14 protein-coding genes and 1 pseudogene are annotated in these 17,797 nt (G+C 37.8%); 11 read left to right on the forward strand and 4 right to left on the reverse strand.

What is annotated here, in order from left to right:
* Window positions 1-56: 56 nt before the first annotated feature.
* Window positions 57-2,894 carry a S8 family serine peptidase gene (locus FD725_RS18535; protein WP_179049505.1) on the reverse strand — a complete coding sequence of 946 codons (2,838 nt, stop codon included), beginning with the start codon at window positions 2,892-2,894 and terminating at the stop codon, window positions 57-59.
* A gap of 328 nt (window positions 2,895-3,222) precedes the next feature.
* Between FD725_RS18535 and FD725_RS18540 the strand changes: the two genes are divergently transcribed.
* The 4 genes from FD725_RS18540 to FD725_RS18555 all read left to right on the forward strand — a co-directional run bounded on the left by FD725_RS18540 (window position 3,223) and on the right by FD725_RS18555 (window position 8,175).
* Entirely contained in the window at window positions 3,223-5,931 is a 2,709-nt protein-coding gene (locus FD725_RS18540) for a filamentous hemagglutinin N-terminal domain-containing protein (RefSeq protein ID WP_179049506.1), read from the forward strand.
* 113 nt (window positions 5,932-6,044) lie between these two features.
* Complete coding sequence (locus tag FD725_RS18545; protein ID WP_179049507.1) at window positions 6,045-6,767, forward strand: hypothetical protein; 723 nt, start codon at window positions 6,045-6,047, stop codon at window positions 6,765-6,767.
* Window positions 6,768-6,941: 174 nt separating this feature from the next.
* Window positions 6,942-7,232, forward strand: a complete 291-nt coding sequence (locus tag FD725_RS18550; RefSeq protein WP_179049508.1) for a hypothetical protein — start codon at window positions 6,942-6,944, stop codon at window positions 7,230-7,232.
* 187 nt (window positions 7,233-7,419) lie between these two features.
* The gene (locus tag FD725_RS18555) at window positions 7,420-8,175 is read left to right on the forward strand and encodes an outer membrane beta-barrel protein (RefSeq protein ID WP_179049509.1); all 756 of its coding nucleotides are present in this window, start codon (window positions 7,420-7,422) and stop codon (window positions 8,173-8,175) included.
* Between the two features lie 104 nt (window positions 8,176-8,279).
* Here the strand turns inward: FD725_RS18555 and FD725_RS18560 are convergent, their stop codons facing one another.
* Window positions 8,280-8,663 (reverse strand): nucleotidyl transferase AbiEii/AbiGii toxin family protein, encoded by a 384-nt coding sequence (locus tag FD725_RS18560; protein ID WP_179049510.1) that lies wholly within the window; start codon window positions 8,661-8,663, stop codon window positions 8,280-8,282.
* Between the two features lie 167 nt (window positions 8,664-8,830).
* Here FD725_RS18560 and FD725_RS18565 point away from each other — a divergent pair, with 167 nt between their 5' ends.
* Window positions 8,831-9,274 (forward strand): aspartyl protease, encoded by a 444-nt coding sequence (locus FD725_RS18565; RefSeq protein ID WP_179049511.1) that lies wholly within the window; start codon window positions 8,831-8,833, stop codon window positions 9,272-9,274.
* Window positions 9,275-9,828: 554 nt separating this feature from the next.
* On the forward strand, window positions 9,829-10,836 hold the full coding sequence (locus tag FD725_RS18570) for a PstS family phosphate ABC transporter substrate-binding protein (protein ID WP_179049512.1): 1,008 nt from the start codon (window positions 9,829-9,831) through the stop codon (window positions 10,834-10,836).
* A 197-nt stretch (window positions 10,837-11,033) separates the two neighbouring features.
* On the opposite strand, the gene FD725_RS18575 is transcribed toward FD725_RS18570, so the two are convergent.
* The gene (locus FD725_RS18575; protein ID WP_218653123.1) at window positions 11,034-12,803 is read right to left on the reverse strand and encodes a ShlB/FhaC/HecB family hemolysin secretion/activation protein; all 1,770 of its coding nucleotides are present in this window, start codon (window positions 12,801-12,803) and stop codon (window positions 11,034-11,036) included.
* Window positions 12,804-13,358: 555 nt separating this feature from the next.
* On the opposite strand from FD725_RS18575, the gene FD725_RS18580 reads away from it, so the two are divergent.
* From FD725_RS18580 to FD725_RS18595, 4 genes are all read left to right on the forward strand, one after another.
* A complete protein-coding gene (locus tag FD725_RS18580) occupies window positions 13,359-13,649 on the forward strand; it encodes a hypothetical protein (RefSeq protein WP_179049513.1) in 291 nt (96 codons plus the stop codon).
* 437 nt (window positions 13,650-14,086) lie between these two features.
* Window positions 14,087-14,269 (forward strand): hypothetical protein, encoded by a 183-nt coding sequence (locus tag FD725_RS18585; RefSeq protein WP_179049514.1) that lies wholly within the window; start codon window positions 14,087-14,089, stop codon window positions 14,267-14,269.
* 240 nt (window positions 14,270-14,509) lie between these two features.
* Window positions 14,510-15,844: a tetratricopeptide repeat protein gene (locus FD725_RS18590; protein ID WP_179049515.1), complete on the forward strand. Its 1,335-nt coding sequence runs from the start codon at window positions 14,510-14,512 to the stop codon at window positions 15,842-15,844.
* Between the two features lie 118 nt (window positions 15,845-15,962).
* Window positions 15,963-16,640 (forward strand): hypothetical protein, encoded by a 678-nt coding sequence (locus FD725_RS18595; protein ID WP_179049516.1) that lies wholly within the window; start codon window positions 15,963-15,965, stop codon window positions 16,638-16,640.
* Between the two features lie 50 nt (window positions 16,641-16,690).
* Here the strand turns inward: FD725_RS18595 and FD725_RS18600 are convergent.
* Window positions 16,691-16,924, reverse strand: a pseudogene (locus FD725_RS18600) (peptidylprolyl isomerase); the annotation flags it as partial.
* Between the two features lie 49 nt (window positions 16,925-16,973).
* On the opposite strand from FD725_RS18600, the gene FD725_RS18605 reads away from it, so the two are divergent.
* The gene (locus FD725_RS18605; RefSeq protein ID WP_179049517.1) at window positions 16,974-17,792 is read left to right on the forward strand and encodes a Uma2 family endonuclease; all 819 of its coding nucleotides are present in this window, start codon (window positions 16,974-16,976) and stop codon (window positions 17,790-17,792) included.
* Window positions 17,793-17,797: the final 5 nt, after the last annotated feature.

Raw genomic sequence — 17,797 nt, forward strand, 5'->3', positions numbered from 1 at the left:
TGTGAGTAAATATTTGCTCTGTTCCGCAAGATGAACAATTTGTTAGTTACAAATTATTAAGCATTAACGAAAATATCTGCATTGGTTAAAGTCAATCCAGTATTGAGTGTAGCAAATTGAATTTTAGCGATCGCTCCTGTACCATCTTGATCAAAGAACAGAGAACCGTTGTTGCGATCATAGATAAATCGATGACTAGCTGTAGTAGCGGCTGTACCCATAACCAATTGACTAACTGCGATCGCACTACCAGCCACCAAACCACTACCAAAGCCAGCCGCCGAGACAACAATAGTATCATCAACTACGTTAAAGTAAGTAATTTTGTCAATACCTTCACTACGGGAATTGAAAGTAAAGCGATCGCGTCCTAATCCACCTGTGAGTGTATCATTACCAGCACCGCCAATGAGGATGTCATTGCCATCACCACCAATGAGAGTATCAACACCAGAGCCACCATTGAGGGTATTATTGCCGCTATTACCTGTGATGATATTATTTCCAGTGTTGCCTGTACCGTTGATGGCGGCGATACCTGTCAAAGTCAGGTTTTCTAAGTTAGCGCCTAAAGTGTAAGTGATAGAAGACTCAACAGTATCTGTACCTTCATTCAAGTTTTCTACAATTACATCTCCAGTGCTATCGACAACATAAGTATCGTTACCAGCACCGCCGCGCATTTCATCATTACCTCTACCACCGTTGAGAGTATCATTGCTTACTTTTGATGTAGCAACAGTCAAATTCAGTGACCAGTACTTGAGTGTCCCTACATCTCCAACTGAGTCATCAGTGATTTCTAGTTTCCATGTGCCATTTGGGTTTTGATTATCAAAAGCAGATAGTAATCCCTCTGGTCGAAAAATGCCGGTAAACGGAGCAGTATCAGCCGTAATTAATGTTGTGGCTTCATCATCTAAGACTGTAAAGGTGAAATTATCTCCACTACCACCTACATCAGTAAACAATTCCACACGAGTTCCCGTAGGACTAATCAGGAAAACATCGAGGTCAGAAGCAAATGTGTGAGTAATATTTAAGGCGACGTTGACATCAACAATTGCACCACTTAAACCACTCACATTCAGATTAGAGTTAATGGTAGATGCGTCAGGGATACTAAGGGCAGATGTATTGCTAAAAGTAGAAGTTTGGTTGATAAGTACATCACCAATCAAAATATCATTACCTCTACCACCAGACAAAACGTTGGCAGCACTGTTACCGATAATCGTGTCATTGCCATCGCCACCAAAAGCATTTTCGATGGTAGTTCCTGAACTGATGGTTAGGTTTTTTCCCTTAAGGGTACTTGTAGAACCTGGAGTCAGGTTGATGTTAGAACTAGAAGTAATCGCCGCCGCATTAATTGTATCGATACCAGAACTGTCAGTCAGTGTAGTTGCACCATAGATGCCATACTCATTGGTGTAAAAATAAGTATCATTGGCTGTATCTGTATCCCCATATAAATGCAATTTCCAATTATTGAAAATGCCGATATCTGTAGGGCCTAAATCCTTGATTATGAGTGTCCAATTGCCAGCACTGCTTTCTCCCCAGTGTTGCGTACTGGAAAGTTTAAACACAATATCATCTCCATCATCCTGCCTATTGCCTGGTCGATCAATCAAACGACTTTCAATCCCACTTGGAGAAATCAGGGAAACAACCAAATCACCCCGATAAGGATGAGTCAGATTGAGTTCTACTTCTACCCAATCAATATCTAAACCCGCAGCAACGGTAAAAGTATGACTAATTCCTGTTGTATTATTATCTGGAATAGCCAAGCCTAAATTACCGGAATTATAAGAAAGAGATTTCTCATTGTTAAATCGACTTTGTTTTTGCCAAGTTTCCGCCAAACGCACAGCAGCAAGAGCATCTACCAAGCCAAATCCATAGTCGTGGTTGACGTGTAAACCACGGCCATTCCAGTTTATAGCACCGTTCTCTTGCCAAATATAGTTACTTCCCCCTTCATTCTTAGGGTTATTTTTAAGGGCAGAATAGGCGAGAATTTCTTGGATATCTCGATAACCTAAGTTGGGATTGGCTTCCAATATTAAAGCAACTATCCCAGAAACTTGAGGAGCAGCAATTGAAGTGCCAGTCAAACGAGTATAGTCTGTAGAACTAGAGCCAGCAGATCCCAGGCGATCTGTAGTGAGAAGGCCAATACCACTATATGATTCCCCAAAGGCAGAAACTAGAATAGAAGCACCAGGAGTACTGTAATAAGTTGCCCAACCATGCTCCCTTTCAATTGCAGCTACTGTAATAGCATAGCGGGAGTTTTTAAAGTTGTGATAGTTGGTATTATCGCCTTCTTTACGACCATCTCCGGCAGAAAAGACAATGGCTGTTCCTAACCCCTTACGTCCATTTGCCACAGCATTAGTAAGTGTTTGTCCCACTTGTGGAAAATCATAAAAATTATCTGCGAAAGCTTCTGTAAAACCCCAACTATTATTGACAACATCAAAATTCACAAGACGTTCTAAAGCTTTAAACTCACCAGGGTTAGCTCTAATACCGGCGATTTTGGCATTGTAAGCCACACCCACAGTACCATCGCCATTCGCTTCAGCCGCGATAATACCTGCTACTGCTGTCCCGTGATTATCACTAACTAGAACTGGTGAAGGATCAGAATCTTGGTCGATAGTGTCATAATCTTTCGTTTTGTCGTAATTATTATTCAAATCGTAGTGGTTGTAATCAAATCCATCATCGATTACACCAACTAGAACACCGCGTCCTGTATAGTCATCCCATACATCAACTACATTGATATCAAAAAGGCGATATGTCTGATTACCAACGGTTACGGTGTCGTAGAGATACCATTGGTTTTTAAATAAAGGATCGGAAGGGAAAGTAGCCATAAGTTTGCCTCTTGTATTATGCGAATATTTCAATGCCAGTAAATAGCCTGATGATCTGAAAATGCAGGATGTTTACTCTGACTTTATGAAAATTTTTGACACTTAAAATCTTTAGCAATTCACAGAGTAAATAAAACACAGAAATTAGTCCTTCAGCTTTTATGCAAACTTAGATGCAACTTTCTGTATAGATATCAGCATAATTGTGTATGTAAAATTGCATAAAAGTGTATTGCCCTTTAGACTCATCTATGCAACGTTGCAATTTATCCCTTCAAGCTTGAGACTAGATATCAGTTGATACAACTGACACGCAAGAGAAAAATTTATGATCCAGCAGTCTAATTGCAATTGGTCGTGGCGTTTAGGACTATTGCTCAGTTTGACTGTCACAACAAACGCCAAAGCCATAGCTCAAGTCACATCAGACCAAACATTAGGAACACAAGTTATAGATATTGGTTTAAATTCTTTTATTTTGGATGGAACAACAGTTGGTAACACAAATTTATTCCACAGTTTTAGTAGTTTCAATATTCCTAATGGTGGTGCAGCAGTTTTTATCAACGACCCTACTATTACTAATATCTTTGCACGAGTAACTGGGGGAATCGCATCTGAGATTCAAGGATTGATTAGCGCTCAAGGCACTGCTAATTTATTTTTAATGAATCCCAATGGAATTATTTTTGGCAGAAACGCTCAATTAAATATTGGTGGTTCATTTGTTGCAACTACTGCTAATACGATTCAATTCCCTGGTGGTGCTGAATTTTCTTTAAAGTCACCAGTTGCACCAGAAAATACTTTACTTAGTATTAATCCAACAGCATTTTTATTTAATCAAATTGCTAACCAAGGCGCGAACTCAATTGAAAATCGAGGTCAATTATTTACTGCTCCAGGTAAGAGTTTAATCTTACTTGGTGGTCGCGTTGCACCTACCCTTGAATCTACTGGTCAAATCGTCATGGATGGGGGAACTATTGGGGCATCTGGGGGTAGGGTCGAAATAGGAGGATTAACTGCATCAGGAACAGTAGGACTTACTGTTAATGGTAACGATGTGCGCTTGAGTTTTCCTGATGATGTAGCGAAATCAGATGTTTTGCTGAATCAGTCTTTTATTGCTGCTTTTGGAGCAAATGGCAGCGATATTGTAATTAATGCTAATAACTTGCTGTTAACAAATGGTGGCTTGATATTATCTGATACTGCTACATCAGAACTAGAGCAAACAATTGGACATGGAGGAAATATTCAAGTTACAGCAACAAATTCTATAGAAATAGATGCCAAAGATGCAGTAGATACAACAACTGGTTTTTTAGCAACAACAAGCAGTGCTAGTCGTGGAGGCGATATAACACTAAAAACCAGAAATTTTATCATGAAAAATGGTGGTTTGATTGTTGCAGAAGCTAATGGTAATTTAGGAGGTAATGCAGGTAACATTAATATAAATGCCTCAGAATCTGTTGAGTTAATTAGCTCGAATCCTGACAACCGTAATGTTATTTTCACAGGAGTTACCCCTTTCGGTGATGTGCCTAATGTAGGTAATGGCGGCGATTTAACAATCAATACCAAACGTTTCCAACTAATAAACAGTAATATTTCATCTGGAACTTTTGCTCAGGGAAATGCAGGTAAAATATTTATTAATAGTAGTAATGCAATAGTTATTGACAATAGCACTATTAATAGTCGAGTAGGAATCGGTGCTGTAGGAAATGCTGGTGATATTAAACTTGAAACACAAAGACTTACCTTGATTAATGGTGGTCAAATTGATTCTCAAATTTCTGAAACTGGACAAGGTAGAGGTGCAACTATTCGTATTAATGCTACTGATGGAGTAACTATTTCAGGAATTAATAGAGATGGAATTGCCAGTTTCATATCCACTGAAACCCGAAATGGAGCAATTGGTCAGGGAGGAGATATTATAGTTAACACAGATTATTTTCGTATAGCAGAAGAAGGTAATATATCTGCATTAACAGAGAATTCTAGTAACGGAGGTAATATTACAATTAACGCTCGTGTATTTGAGGTATCGAATGGTGGACTCGTGACTACAGGAACTATAGGCGGTGGCAAATCTGGCGATCTTAGCATCTATGCAGATAGTCTCGCTATTTCATCAAATATAAATAGGCGTACTGGTGTGTTTGCAGGTGCAAATTCACCTGAATCTACTGGCGATGGTGGAACCATATCTCTATTCACAACTAACTTTAACTTATTTACAACTGACCTAAACTTGCCTAATAATATCGTCTCAGTTTCTACACGCACTTTAGGAAGAGGTATTGCGGGAAATATTAACATTAATGCTAGAGAAAATTTCAATGTTAAAAATGGTAGTATTAGCGCTAGGGCAGAACAAGCAGGCGGTGGTAATCTTAATGTCACTGCAAGAAATATTAACCTGCGAAATAACAGTGATATCCGCACCGATTTATCTAGTGGTAGTGGTAGAGGCGGTAATATTTTCCTGACATCAGATACTATCATCGCTTTAGAAGATAGTGACATTCTCGCTTTCGCACCAGAAGGGCAAGGCGGCGATATTAAGTTTAACACTCGCGCTGTATTTAGTGATGCTCTATTTAACTATAGACCAACATCAACTGATAAAAATAGTCTTCAGTCGCTAATTAATAATGGTCGCTCTGATATTAACGCCACTGGTACAATCTCTGGCAATATTATCGGTGTTCCTGATATTAGCTTTCTGCAAAATGGACTGACAGAATTACAAGGCAATCCCATTGATATTAATGCCTTAATTGCTAATAGTTGCATTGCGCGCAGTCCGAAGCAAGAAAGCACTTTTATCATTACAGGAACTGGTAGTTTACCTAGTCGTCCAGGTGAGGCTATGGCTTCTAGCTATCCTACAGGTGATGTGCAGAATATCACGAATAATAGTACAAGCAGTTCGTGGAAAAAAGGCGATCCGATTGTGGAAGCACAAGGAGTGTATCGACTAGCTAATGGGTTTTTGGTGATGAGTCGTAAGTGTAGTTAATTGGATTCCAGGTTGGTTGGAGCGATCGCATATACTATCTGCACACTGGTGACAATACATTTTTATGCAATCTTGAGTGATAGTTTCTGCATACCAATCAGCATAAAAGGTGAATGAATTACGTCAGTATCTCCTTTAATCTGTCTGATAAAGGAATTATTGGTGGTGAGTTTAATATGATGAAAAAAGGAATTTTTACCCTGGCTAGTTTAATCACCATCCCATTAGTGATTAATAATGGTTTTGTTAGAGCAGACGGTAGCGCAGACTATATGCTCAATTGTCCACCTAGAGAATTCGAGAGGTGTTGGTCTGAATACAAAGCAAACTCAACAACAGAGTGGCAAAATATATTGAATACTTATAATGCCATGCTCAATGCCTGTAGCCGTAGAGACTTATACGGATGTTTTGCTGACTTTGCACCTGATTTTCAAGCACGTCAATTCAATGGAGAGGTGATTAATTTAGCACAGTTACGTCAAAGTAATCAGCAGTTTTGGCAACAAACGAGTCAATATCGGGAAAGTGCATATATTATTCGTCGGGATGTAGGCAGAAATTATGCCAAAGTTACGGGTGTTGAGTACGTTGATGCCACTATCCCTGGTTCTGATAGTATCCGCCAAGAAGTCACATTTGAACACACTTGGAAACGTACAAGTAATGGGTGGAAGTTAGTATATCATAATACTCTCGATAAAAAAGTTTCTCGTGGCGGACAATCACCTAGCCAAGCAAATCGGCAGTATCCAGCAGCACCATTGCCACCTTCTACTAGCTTAGAGCAGCAATTTAATTTTGTGCATCAGATGCCTAGATTTTGGAATCCTTAGAACTAAAATGCCCTGAGATCGTCACGAAAAGGTAAAACCGTTATTTTGCAGGGTATCTTTTGTAGCACCAAATTTCGCAATTCTTCAACTAAATTGCGATCGCGCTGCTTCTTGTCGCATCGCCTTTTACGCAATATTGAGCAAAGCATAAGTAGTTTTGGAGCAGATTTCACAATGACTAACATCAAAATTAATAACTTACAATCTACCAAAATTGAAAATGAATTAGTTTATCTAACTGATGCAGAAATATCAGAAATAAATGGTGGTTTTAGACAACTATTTGCTGCAACATCTCTAATTTCAGGAGTAAATAGTGGTTCATCTGCCAATTCAGAAACATTCGAGCAACGTCTTCAACGTATTAATGACGAAGTAAATCAGATATATCGTCTAGCATGGGCATATCAGACTGCTTCTAGTTTTATTGGACTAGGAGGAAGTGGTTTTAGTGGATTGAGATAAGCTGAATTTTCGAGCTACTTATCTTTCCTACTAATTAAGTAAGCTTGAGATAATTTATTTTCTAGTGTTCCCTTGTCTTAAAAATTACCTCAACTCAAATAAGAGTCATATCTTCATCATGAGGCAATTTGTTCCTCACTACAGCTATCTTCACTAGCAACATAATTAATTTAACATCAATCCAGACATGAATAAGTGTGTTTACTCTTTTTTATTGGCTATACCAATTAGCCTATCTTTTGCTATCTCTACTGACGCTGAAGAAGTTTCTACAAAAGCTTCAGATTTGATTCCTATTCATAATCAGCCACCTCAATCCAAAGCAGAAAATCTAGAAATTACTCAAAATTTGAACACGGCAAATTCACCTCATCTTTCTGAAAAAAACTATTGGTATATCAGTGGAAGTGTTGGTGGTAGTTCCCCCAAAAATATTACTGTTAGACAAGGTAATGATTCAGCTTCCATTGGTGTTGATAATGCTTTTCAAGGAAATATTGCAGTAGGTTATCAATGGGATGAAGTTCGCGCTGAACTCGAAGTTGGTTATGGTTCTTACGGTGTTAATACTTTTAAAAGTGGTGATGTTACTATTCCACTCACCGGTACTGTGAGTGCAACTACCGTCTTCGTCAATGGTTATTGGGATATTCCCAGTGATTCTAAGTGGCGTTCTTATATTGGTGCTGGAATAGGTGTTGGTTTTCCGGAATTTAGTGAACTCAAATCTGGTGAAGCAACTAATCCCCCTAGTGGTGGTACAGCTTTAGCATTGCAAGGAAAAGTCGGTATTCAATATGAATTGGCTAAAAAAAGCAATGTGTTTGTAGAATTAAAGTATCAAAATCTCGGCAGTTTTAGTACTGGCTCTGGTGAGAATAAAGCTAATATCGACTCTATCAATTCTCTGGGTATGAGTGTTGGTTATCGTCAAGGTTTTTGAAGATTAGTCCAATTTTTAGATATAACTCACACCATACCAGATTCGGATACCTAACTTTCTGAATAAGTCGGGTATCTAGTTTTTCTTGAAAGGGCATTCGTCTTCTACAGCGTAAGACATTCCTGTAACAAATTTCTGATATTCATTAGCATACAATCTAACTTTATATAGGGACGAAGTGCCGCAGGTGTGTGAAAATTTTCTTTGTATCGAATGTTGTAAGTAAATTTACAATTTGCATTTTCAGACTTTGGTTCGCCCTCCAATGACCATTCTGAACTACTACCACGGATTACTTCAACAATTTGCTTTCGATAGTTACTACATTCATTTCGTGTAGGATTTGCTTTTGGCAAAATTACTTTGAAATCAAGGTCTTCCGAAAAACGTTTAATAAGTCCAAACCCTTTTGATAAGCTAGTTCCCCCTGCAAAAACTAACTGCACACCAAAATTATTGACAGCGCTCAAGGATGCAATTATCCGCATAGCGTACCAATCCTTGTTTTGTTGTGAAATTCGAGAGGTTCATATCCCCGACTTCTTGAAGAAGTCAGGGATCTTGTTTTTCATAAAATTCAATAAAATGTAAATAGAAATAAAAAGAATATTTGCGTTATTCAATAATGAACTTGATTAATTTATAGGAGAATAATATGATACGTAGCAAAAGTGAAAAAATGGGCAAAGTAACTACCACAATTACTATTACTAACCAAATTGATCAGACGCTTGCAGAAAGAGGATTTATTCCAGTAGAACAAGTACGCTCAATCACTTTACATGATGTTTTAGTGGACACAGGCGCAACAAGACTGTGCTTACCTAAAAATATTATTATTGATTTGGGATTACCTCTACAAGGTGAAGTAGACGTAAAAATAGCTACAGGAGTACATAAAGCCCGGATTTTTAAAATGTTAAATCTTGCGGTTGAGGGAAGAGAAGGGATTTTTAACTGTATTGAACTACCAGAAGGTGCAGATCCGTTATTGGGATTAATACCTTTAGAAGATTTAGGATTAGAACCAGATTTGCAAAATCAAAAATTGCTGGTTTTACCAGTGGAAGGAAAGGATACTTATTTAATGGTTTTGTGATTAAAGTCAATAGTCATTGGTCAATAGTCAATAGTCATTAGTTATTCTCCTCTGCTTTCTCGATACCTAATTCGCGTAGTTTTGCAGCTAGTAATGCTTGATGCTAACGTTCAATTTCTAGTTAGTTGTGCGATCGCTTCATCTCCACATTGGCATTCTTGTTCTGCTTATTCGCAACTCCATGCAACTAAAACCATAGGTTTATGTGTAGCTAGCTACTCATATTTTATAGCGCTTTGCGGCAAATTTACTTTATTAATCCAGGAAATCTGGAATCTGATCTTTCATCAGTGATTACAAACTTGACAACACAATAAATTACAATGTGGTTTAGAGCAATATTATGTACTCAATCCGATATCTCAGCCTGCATAAAAGGTGAATAAATGGCATTGGGCTTTGATGTTACTCTGTGAATTCCACATATATATCAGTTAAATATCTATAATAAATGAAGGAGTATTTTTACCTCTGGTAGAGATAATTTTAATACAAGTTGCGTAAAAAAATTGTGTCTAGGGTTTTCACCGATCGCACAACTTCAGGAGTCTTTCATGGGTGCTACTAATAAAATCTTTGTTCAGGCGATCGCCGCAGGTATCACTAGTGTTTTACTACTGACTACTATTAGCGGTAGTTACTGGTTATGGCAATCTCAATTGAGCAATTGGGGAGACAAAAAAACAAATCTAACTAAAGTACCTGATGTTCCTCAAGGCATATTTAGATATGGAGGCTCTACTAGCTTTGCGCCATTGAGAAATCCCAATATAGTAGCGCGAATTCGTCAAGCACATCCAGATTATTCATTAGTTTATACTGAACCACCACCAGGCAATAAACCCGGTTCTGGTATTGGCATTAAAATGCTAATAGATGGGCAACTAAGCTTTTCTCAATCTTCTCGACCTGTGAAAGATGCAGAGTATAATGCTGCAAAACTGAGGTTTTTTCAATTAGAACAAATACCTGTTGCTATTGATGGCATTGCGATTTATATCAATCCCCAAGTATCTATTCCCGGTTTAACTGTGTCGCAAATTAAAGATATTTTTACTGGCAAAATTACCAATTGGCAACAAATAAATGGCCCTGATTTAGCAATTACCCCTATTAGTCGTGACCCCAAGGATGGGGGAACACCGGAGTTTTTTCAAGAAACAGTTTTAGAGAAAGCTAATTTTAGTAACTCCGTACAACCTTACATTAGAGATACCACAAGTGGCATCAAAAAAGTAGCGAAAATTTCCGGTGCAATTGGTTATGCTACAGCATCAGAAGTTTGTGATCAAAGTTTAGTGAAAACTCTGGCGATCGCTAGAAGCAATAATCAAAATTTTGTGGCTCCTTGTATTGGGAAAAAAGTTAATAAAGCTGATTTTTCTCAAGATATTTATCCCATTACTAGACGACTGTTTGTAGTCATTAAACGAGATGGTAAAATAGACGAAAAGTCAGGTTTAGCCTACGCCAATATGTTGCTAACTGATGAAGGTCAAGAAATAGTTAATCAAGTAGGTTTAGTCCCTTTACATAGTGTGGCAGAAACGAGTAAAAATTAACCACAAAAAATCTTCTCACCCATTAGACATCTGGTAGAAATTAATTCTGCGTTGCCCGAAATCCCTGTAGAGACGTTGCACTGCAACGTCTCTACTCTACATTCGATGCCTATTGCCTATTGCCTATTACCTATTACCTATTACCTATTGCCTATTGCCTATTGCCTATTGCCTATTCCCTATTCCCTTTTCCCTTTTCAAAACGGCTGATATCGCAGTGAAAAATAAAAACCTTTATCTTGTAAAGTATTCCCTCGACTATTCACATCAGTTAGAGGAATGCCATAATCTAAACGCAGATTTAAATCTTGCATAGGTTGCCACAATAAACCCAAGCCAAAACCAGCAATCGTCTGTGGCTGCGGATTACTAATACGATTATTCCACACTGTCCCGAAATCAAAAAAAGGTGCGATTTGCAGTGTATTAGCGTTTGATGTTAAGGGAATGCGGACTTCAACTGAACCTGTCATACCATTGTCAGCGACAAGTTGATTTTGACTGTAACCACGAACTGTATCAACTCCGCCAATACTAAATTTTTCTAGGGATAGTAAAGCATCTCCCGTTAGTTGGGCGTTGAACCTAGTTAAGAGTAACGTCTTTGGCGATAAACGCTGCACCCATTGAAATTGCCCCAACCAAGAAAAGAAGCGTCCATCTGTACCTGTATCATTGACTGTAGCATCAAATGCCCCAATCCCCAGGCTAAATTGAGAACGGGCAGCTAAAACTCTTGTGTCATTGCGGTTTACCCAATCTTGAGCAAAGCGCAGCACAGAAACTTTTGCTTCTCCTCGTTCCGCACCAGGGGAAAAAGAAAAAGGGATATTATCAAGGAGAAATGTTTGCGAGTGACGTAAATCTAGTCCCAAACTGAGAGCAAATTCTGATTGGGGTTGACGATAGAGAGGATGACGATAACTTAAAGAGTAGGTTTGAGTTTCACTTCTAATTTTTAAATTGCGGAAACTATTGACAATGCGGCTGTCGGTGTTGTTTACACGTAAATTGAGAGTTCCGTTGCTGGCGTTGAGAGGAACGGCATAACTGACATCATAGAGGTTGAGTCCATCCGTCATGCCATATTCAGCAGTGAAGCGATCGCCAAACCCCAGCAAGTTATCATGGTTAATAAACACCCCCACTTGGGTGGAACCAATACTGGGAGATTGATTGTTAGCCACAAATACCCCCCCGTGAAAAGCTGGTGCTTCAGTAATTATCACTTGTAAGATATTCTGCCCAGGGGTGCTACCTGCGGTTAACTCTGCATTCACTCGTTGAATTATAGGATCTAGTTGTAATAGTTGCAGTGCGGCTTCTAAACGTTTGCGGTTTAGGGGTTTAGAAGTGGCTTGAGCAAGACGCGATCGCACATAAACTGATTGTAAACTCCTTAATCCAGATATTTCAATTTTTTCTAACTCACCCTCTACCACCTGAATTTTTACCACACCACCAGTCAAATTCTGATTATTGGGTAAAAATGCCCCACTAGTGACATAGCCATTTTTAATATAAAGTTCGGTGATGTCTGTACGTAATTGCAGTAAGTCAGCAAAAGTAACTTGGCGATTTGCAAATGGCTTAATTAAATCTGCTATTTCCTTCTGGAGAACTGTCGCACCCAAAACTTGAATTTTGTTCACAAAAAAACTTTCACTACTGGGAAAAGTTGCATTTGATGGTGTGGGTGTCTCAGAAGTAGGAAGAATTGGTTCAGGCGAGGGAGAGATAGAAGGAGGGGGAGATGGCGGATTTGGCTTGGGAATAGTTTGTTCGATAGTCTCCGGTGTGGTGGAGGGAATTGTCACTCCTGGCGGTGGCGTTGATTGGGCAGAGGTAACATTCGGGAAAATAATTAAAGTTAAGAGTAACGATATGCTGTAACACTGAAATCGGAACTGTTGGCGTGCATCATTCCACCCGGATGCCATCTTTTCCACAATTCTGGAGTTAGTCATTAACACGTAAAGTATTTTTAATTAGTTTGAGCCTAAAGTATCACGGTCTATATCCGCTTGCAAGCGGTTAAGTAGGAAAATCTAGTCGGTGTGGATAGCGCTTTGCATTCTCCCATACATTAGACATTTCCAGAAATTAATGCTGCGTTACCCAAAACCCTTGTAGAGATGTAGCTACGTCTCCACATTCTTTGTCTCCAGATGTTTATTTTATCCCACATCAGCATCAAAGCTGACTATCAACATATCTGCATGAAAGATTGCCGAAAACTGTATTGTAAATTCGTACATCTGATGATTTCGACTTCAGCACTCTGGTTTATTTGAGAAAGCAGCGTTTTTGATTTTCGATGATAAATGAAGTATTTCATCAAAAAAATAACTTAAATGTAGTAGTTATGCAACAAAGTAACACACTTTATAGTACATACTTTAATTTATTTAAAATCCATGAGTCAAAACTAGTATTATGGATTTGTAAACACAGATATAAATAACATTATTTATGTACGTTATTAACGTTTAAAGCCATTGAAAAAGTTAAACTAATCAGAGATGATTGTCACAGAAAGATTAAATATTGAATCTACTTACAAAACAAACAACACATTTTTTGGAGAATATTACACAATGGCTAACATCAAAATCAACAACTTACAACCGGGCGAAGTTGAATTAGTTGAACTGTCTAATTTAGAATTGGAAGGAATTTTAGGAGGATGCGTGATCAGTACAATCATAGAGACAGTCGTAGGATGGGTTCGCGATGGGATAAATATAGGAGATGTGAATATTAAGCTGAGTTGGAATGATGGCCCATTTATTACAGTTACTTATCGTTATTAAGCATAAACTCAAATCCTAGTTTGTAGTCAGTGATTTATTGCTCAAAGCGCTCAACGCCAAGATTATTAGTGTTAAAATTTCCATAACCTCGGTTTATCAAAAAAAACCGAGGTTTTTTACTATCAGCCTATGAAATCAGATATTTGATAATAAAAAATAGCTTAAATGCAGCAATTATGCTACTAAATAGCATTTACATTTTACATTAAAACTAATTAATAGATGTAAAGCGTTGCTGTATCAATTTTGCTGGCAATTTGACATAGTATTTTGTAAATTAGCATTACATTAATAAATACATAAACAGCATTATTTATGTGCGTTAATTATTTAATTTAAGCTTGAATTTCATAAACAAGTACTACATGATAAGAAGGAATAGGACAAATTTAAGTCCAATGCCAATTTACAAAATTTGAGTTAGGAGTAATCTTCCAATGGCTGAAATTAAAATTCACCAACTAAATACCGAATCAACTGAAATAATTGACATCAAGAAAGAGGCCGAGCAAGGTAACTCAGAAGCTTTCGTCGCTTTTAGTACCTTACGTGGAGGCGGTTGTTGTTGTTGGTGTCCTCAACCTGAACCTCTCGACCCTACTATGTATGGTTATGCTTAATACATAGAATCCCAAACACGCTCAAGTATTTTAGAAACTGGGGTTCATTTTTAAAACTGTTTTTAATCCCACAGTGAAATTTTCAAGTATTTTATTTGATTCCATTGTGGGTTACTTTGATAAATCTTATAGGTTATATATACTGTAGGTTGTTTTTTCTTAAAAGATGTTATTTTTCAATTCTATATATTTTAACTAATTTTACTACTCTGTATAATCTCACTTCAAGGATAAAAAATTATGTCTGTAATTAACACTTCACCTATAGCTTGGCTATATCGCCCTTATTTAGATTTAGGGATTTTCAATGGTGGTGTTCCACATCTATATGGAATCGAGTTCAGTTATTGTAACTTAATCAATAAAAGCCCTGTTAATCATGGAACACAAGTAATATATCCATATTCATTTAGAGAATCTTTGTTGCGAGAAACCGGTATGCAACAATATAAAATTGATAATCCATTGGAACTACCAAATGAATTAAGAACAAAAAGATGGAATAATCTTTGTGAACACTTAACTCACTATCAAGAACTTGAACTAACGACAAAAATCAAAGTTATAAGTCTCTTAAGAAACTTATGTTTGCATAAAGCTGTTTTGGATTATATACCAGAGATGTCTGAGGTAGAGATAGCTAGCGAAAGTGTATTAGCCAAACTAGCTTTATATCGAGCTATCTCTAATTTTTCCTTAAATGAAGATCAAGGTATTTTAAAAGAAAAGGACTTGGAGCAATTTGAAAAAATCGCTAATTATGCTGCACCTAAAAGTGCAACACGTTTAAGTGCTTCCTTACAACTAGTAGTACAATATGCTAAAAACTTCAGAAGTCTAGAAAAATCTGAATATTGGCGAGAAATTGCTACTAATGAAATTCAAAATCTTCAACCTTTGCTCGATGATTTTAGTTATAAAATTTTACTTAGTGTCTATTATCGTGCTGTCGTTTTTGTTCCTCTCCTCCAAAAAGATAAACACAAAGTAATACAAGAAATGGATATCTGCCAATCTTATGCAGAAAGCTTAACTGCTGAAAATGAAAATCAGCAAATAGTAGCTTTAGAAAACAAATGTATTGTTTTAGAAAGCCGAACTAAAGAAGCACTTTGGCTTCGCGATCTGGATCTGGCTGAAGAGAGAGCAAGAAAGTTAACTCAAATGAGTCCATTAGAACCCAGATATTGTTTAGAATTAGGAGAAATTTTAATCAAGCAAGAAAAAATAGAAGAAGCTGCTAAGATGTATCGTTCCGCAGCTAGATTAGGGCCACCAGGAACAGCGATCGCTTGGTTTATGGCGGGTCAATGCCATGAAAAACTAGGAGAATTAGATATAGCTTGTGATTGTTATCTCGCTTCAATCCAGATGGATTCACTTGCCATTTCTGCTGTAGAGCGACTTAATCGTTTAGCTCCTCGTTTAGGTAATTTAGCACTTGTGAACTGGAGTAATATGCGCTTATCAGAATTACGAGAACAGCAAAAAAATATAGTAAATCAACCCAGAACTTCTTACATACCAGAAGCATCTTCTGAGTTGAAGAAAGCTGGAGAAGTAATTATGGTTTAGTGAAACTTTGATGAGAGCAATGGATGATGTTAGGTTTTGCTGTCTCTCCACCCACCCTACTTTTCTTCTGAACTTTTAACTCAGCACTATTCATTAATCTAGATGGGTACAAATAACTATGAACAGGATTTATTTTAGTTACCTCTTATCTCTAACCTTACCCATAGTATCTCTATTAGCCCTTGTTAACAATCCAGCATCAGCGCAATTTCCACGAAATATAATCCTAGAACCACTTGAAACATATCCAGTTGATGTCAGTCCACCATCAGAATTTCTACAATCAGAAATCATTAAATGTGGAATAGACACAGATATTCCACCTGGATATGTACCTGTTGCTTATCTTTATTACTCTAGCTGTAGTGGCTTTAATATTAATGCTACAAAGTACCAATTGCCCTATTCTGGACAAATAATCTGCGGAGTCAGAAGCACTTCTGTTTATCCAACGCCATCAAATTATGTACCTGTCGCTTATTCATATACAAGTGGATGTAACACGGCTAGTTCATTGCTAGGATCTACAAATTCTACGACTATTGCCACCCCTTTTTCTGGACAAATAATTTGTGGTTTTACTCCACCACCAGGCTATATTGCTTCCGCCACCAGATACCAAAGTTCTTGCAATATAAACAACATAATTAGAGACACAAATGCAACACTAATTATCGCAACGACACCGCCAATACCAATAAAACGACCATTACCATGTGGCGTAGTACGTGTTCCTCTTCCTGATGGTTCTGGTTTTTATTGGGTTGGACAACGTTGCATCAAAATTTTTGATTAACTTAAGCGACACACTGCGTAGGTTGGTTTGAGGAACGTAGGCGTAAGCCTTCAAGGGAGAGTATAGCTTTGTATTTTCAGCCATTCATAATATAAATGTGCAGCAATTTCTAGACGTGCTTTTTCATCTAATTGTAGTTGAATAATCTCCTCGACAAAAATTAAATGTACTCCTTTAGAAGTCACAATTGGCTGTAAAAGCTGTGGTGCTTTAGCTGCAAAGACAGCAGCAGAAATCTCTGGTTGCAAATCTCAACGATACACTATTCCCAAATACCCAGACTTGCCCTGAAAGCGATAAAATAAAAGACAAACAGACACCGATGCTGCATATATGGCAACCCTACTTAGCCAAGCCAAGTCATCAAATCAACTGGTAATCACTTGGGAAGCCTTACCTGAAGACTTTCAACTAGAGGATGAACCAGTGGAGAATACCGGTCAGCCATTATTGGCTGGTGCATTGCGCGAAAGCTTAGAAATCAGTGGTTTCATCCAACCGCAAATGTTAATTGCTGCGAATTTTGGATTGTGTGCCACAATCAACGGGGAATTGATGATAAAAGCACCCGACTGGGTATATGTGTCGTCAGTCAAAGAAATTATTAACAATCGCAAAAGTTACACACCGATTCTTGAAGGTGAAATCCCTAGCCTTGTTATAGAATTTCTTTCAAATAAAGATGGTGGAGAATATTCAGTAAAGCGGACATATCCTCCAGGAAAGTGGTTTTTCTATGAGCAAATTTTGCAAATTACCATCTACCTAATTTTTGAACCTGATAGTGGTTTGTTGGAATATTATCAACTAGAAAATGGACATTATGAGTTGCAGCAACCTGATGAAAATGGTCATCATTGGGTAGAGGAAATGGGTTTATTTTTGGGAACATGGCAAGGGATAAAAGAAGGGCGGACTGGTTATTGGTTGCGCTGGTGGGATCAAAATGGTAATTTGTTACCTTGGGCTGTAGAACAAATTGAGCAAGAACGTCAACGTGCGGAACAAGAACGTCAACGTGCGGAACAAGAATGTCAACGTGCGGAACAAGAACGTCAACGCGCAGAACAAGAACGTCACCAAAAAGAATTACTAATAGCTTATTTACAGTCTCAGGGTATTGACCCAAATAACTTACCCCCATTACAGTAGAAATT

It is taken from the genome of Nostoc sp. TCL26-01 (genome assembly GCF_013393945.1).
GTDB lineage: Bacteria > Cyanobacteriota > Cyanobacteriia > Cyanobacteriales > Nostocaceae > Trichormus.

What these genes read in the sequence shown, in the direction of transcription:
- FD725_RS18605 (WP_179049517.1), top strand. Translation starts at nt 16,974, where the DNA reads ATGGCAACCCTACTTAGCCAAGCCAAGTCATCAAATCAACTGGTAATC.
- FD725_RS18590 (WP_179049515.1), top strand. Translation starts at nt 14,510, where the DNA reads ATGTCTGTAATTAACACTTCACCTATAGCTTGGCTATATCGCCCTTAT.
- FD725_RS18570 (WP_179049512.1), top strand. Translation starts at nt 9,829, where the DNA reads ATGGGTGCTACTAATAAAATCTTTGTTCAGGCGATCGCCGCAGGTATC.
- FD725_RS18565 (WP_179049511.1), top strand. Translation starts at nt 8,831, where the DNA reads ATGATACGTAGCAAAAGTGAAAAAATGGGCAAAGTAACTACCACAATT.
- FD725_RS18580 (WP_179049513.1), top strand. Translation starts at nt 13,359, where the DNA reads ATGATTGTCACAGAAAGATTAAATATTGAATCTACTTACAAAACAAAC.
- FD725_RS18550 (WP_179049508.1), top strand. Translation starts at nt 6,942, where the DNA reads ATGACTAACATCAAAATTAATAACTTACAATCTACCAAAATTGAAAAT.
- FD725_RS18540 (WP_179049506.1), top strand. Translation starts at nt 3,223, where the DNA reads ATGATCCAGCAGTCTAATTGCAATTGGTCGTGGCGTTTAGGACTATTG.
- FD725_RS18585 (WP_179049514.1), top strand. Translation starts at nt 14,087, where the DNA reads ATGGCTGAAATTAAAATTCACCAACTAAATACCGAATCAACTGAAATA.
- FD725_RS18595 (WP_179049516.1), top strand. Translation starts at nt 15,963, where the DNA reads ATGAACAGGATTTATTTTAGTTACCTCTTATCTCTAACCTTACCCATA.
- FD725_RS18560 (WP_179049510.1), bottom strand. Translation starts at nt 8,663, where the DNA reads ATGCGGATAATTGCATCCTTGAGCGCTGTCAATAATTTTGGTGTGCAG.
- FD725_RS18575 (WP_218653123.1), bottom strand. Translation starts at nt 12,803, where the DNA reads ATGACTAACTCCAGAATTGTGGAAAAGATGGCATCCGGGTGGAATGAT.
- FD725_RS18535 (WP_179049505.1), bottom strand. Translation starts at nt 2,894, where the DNA reads ATGGCTACTTTCCCTTCCGATCCTTTATTTAAAAACCAATGGTATCTC.
- FD725_RS18555 (WP_179049509.1), top strand. Translation starts at nt 7,420, where the DNA reads ATGAATAAGTGTGTTTACTCTTTTTTATTGGCTATACCAATTAGCCTA.
- FD725_RS18545 (WP_179049507.1), top strand. Translation starts at nt 6,045, where the DNA reads ATGAATTACGTCAGTATCTCCTTTAATCTGTCTGATAAAGGAATTATT.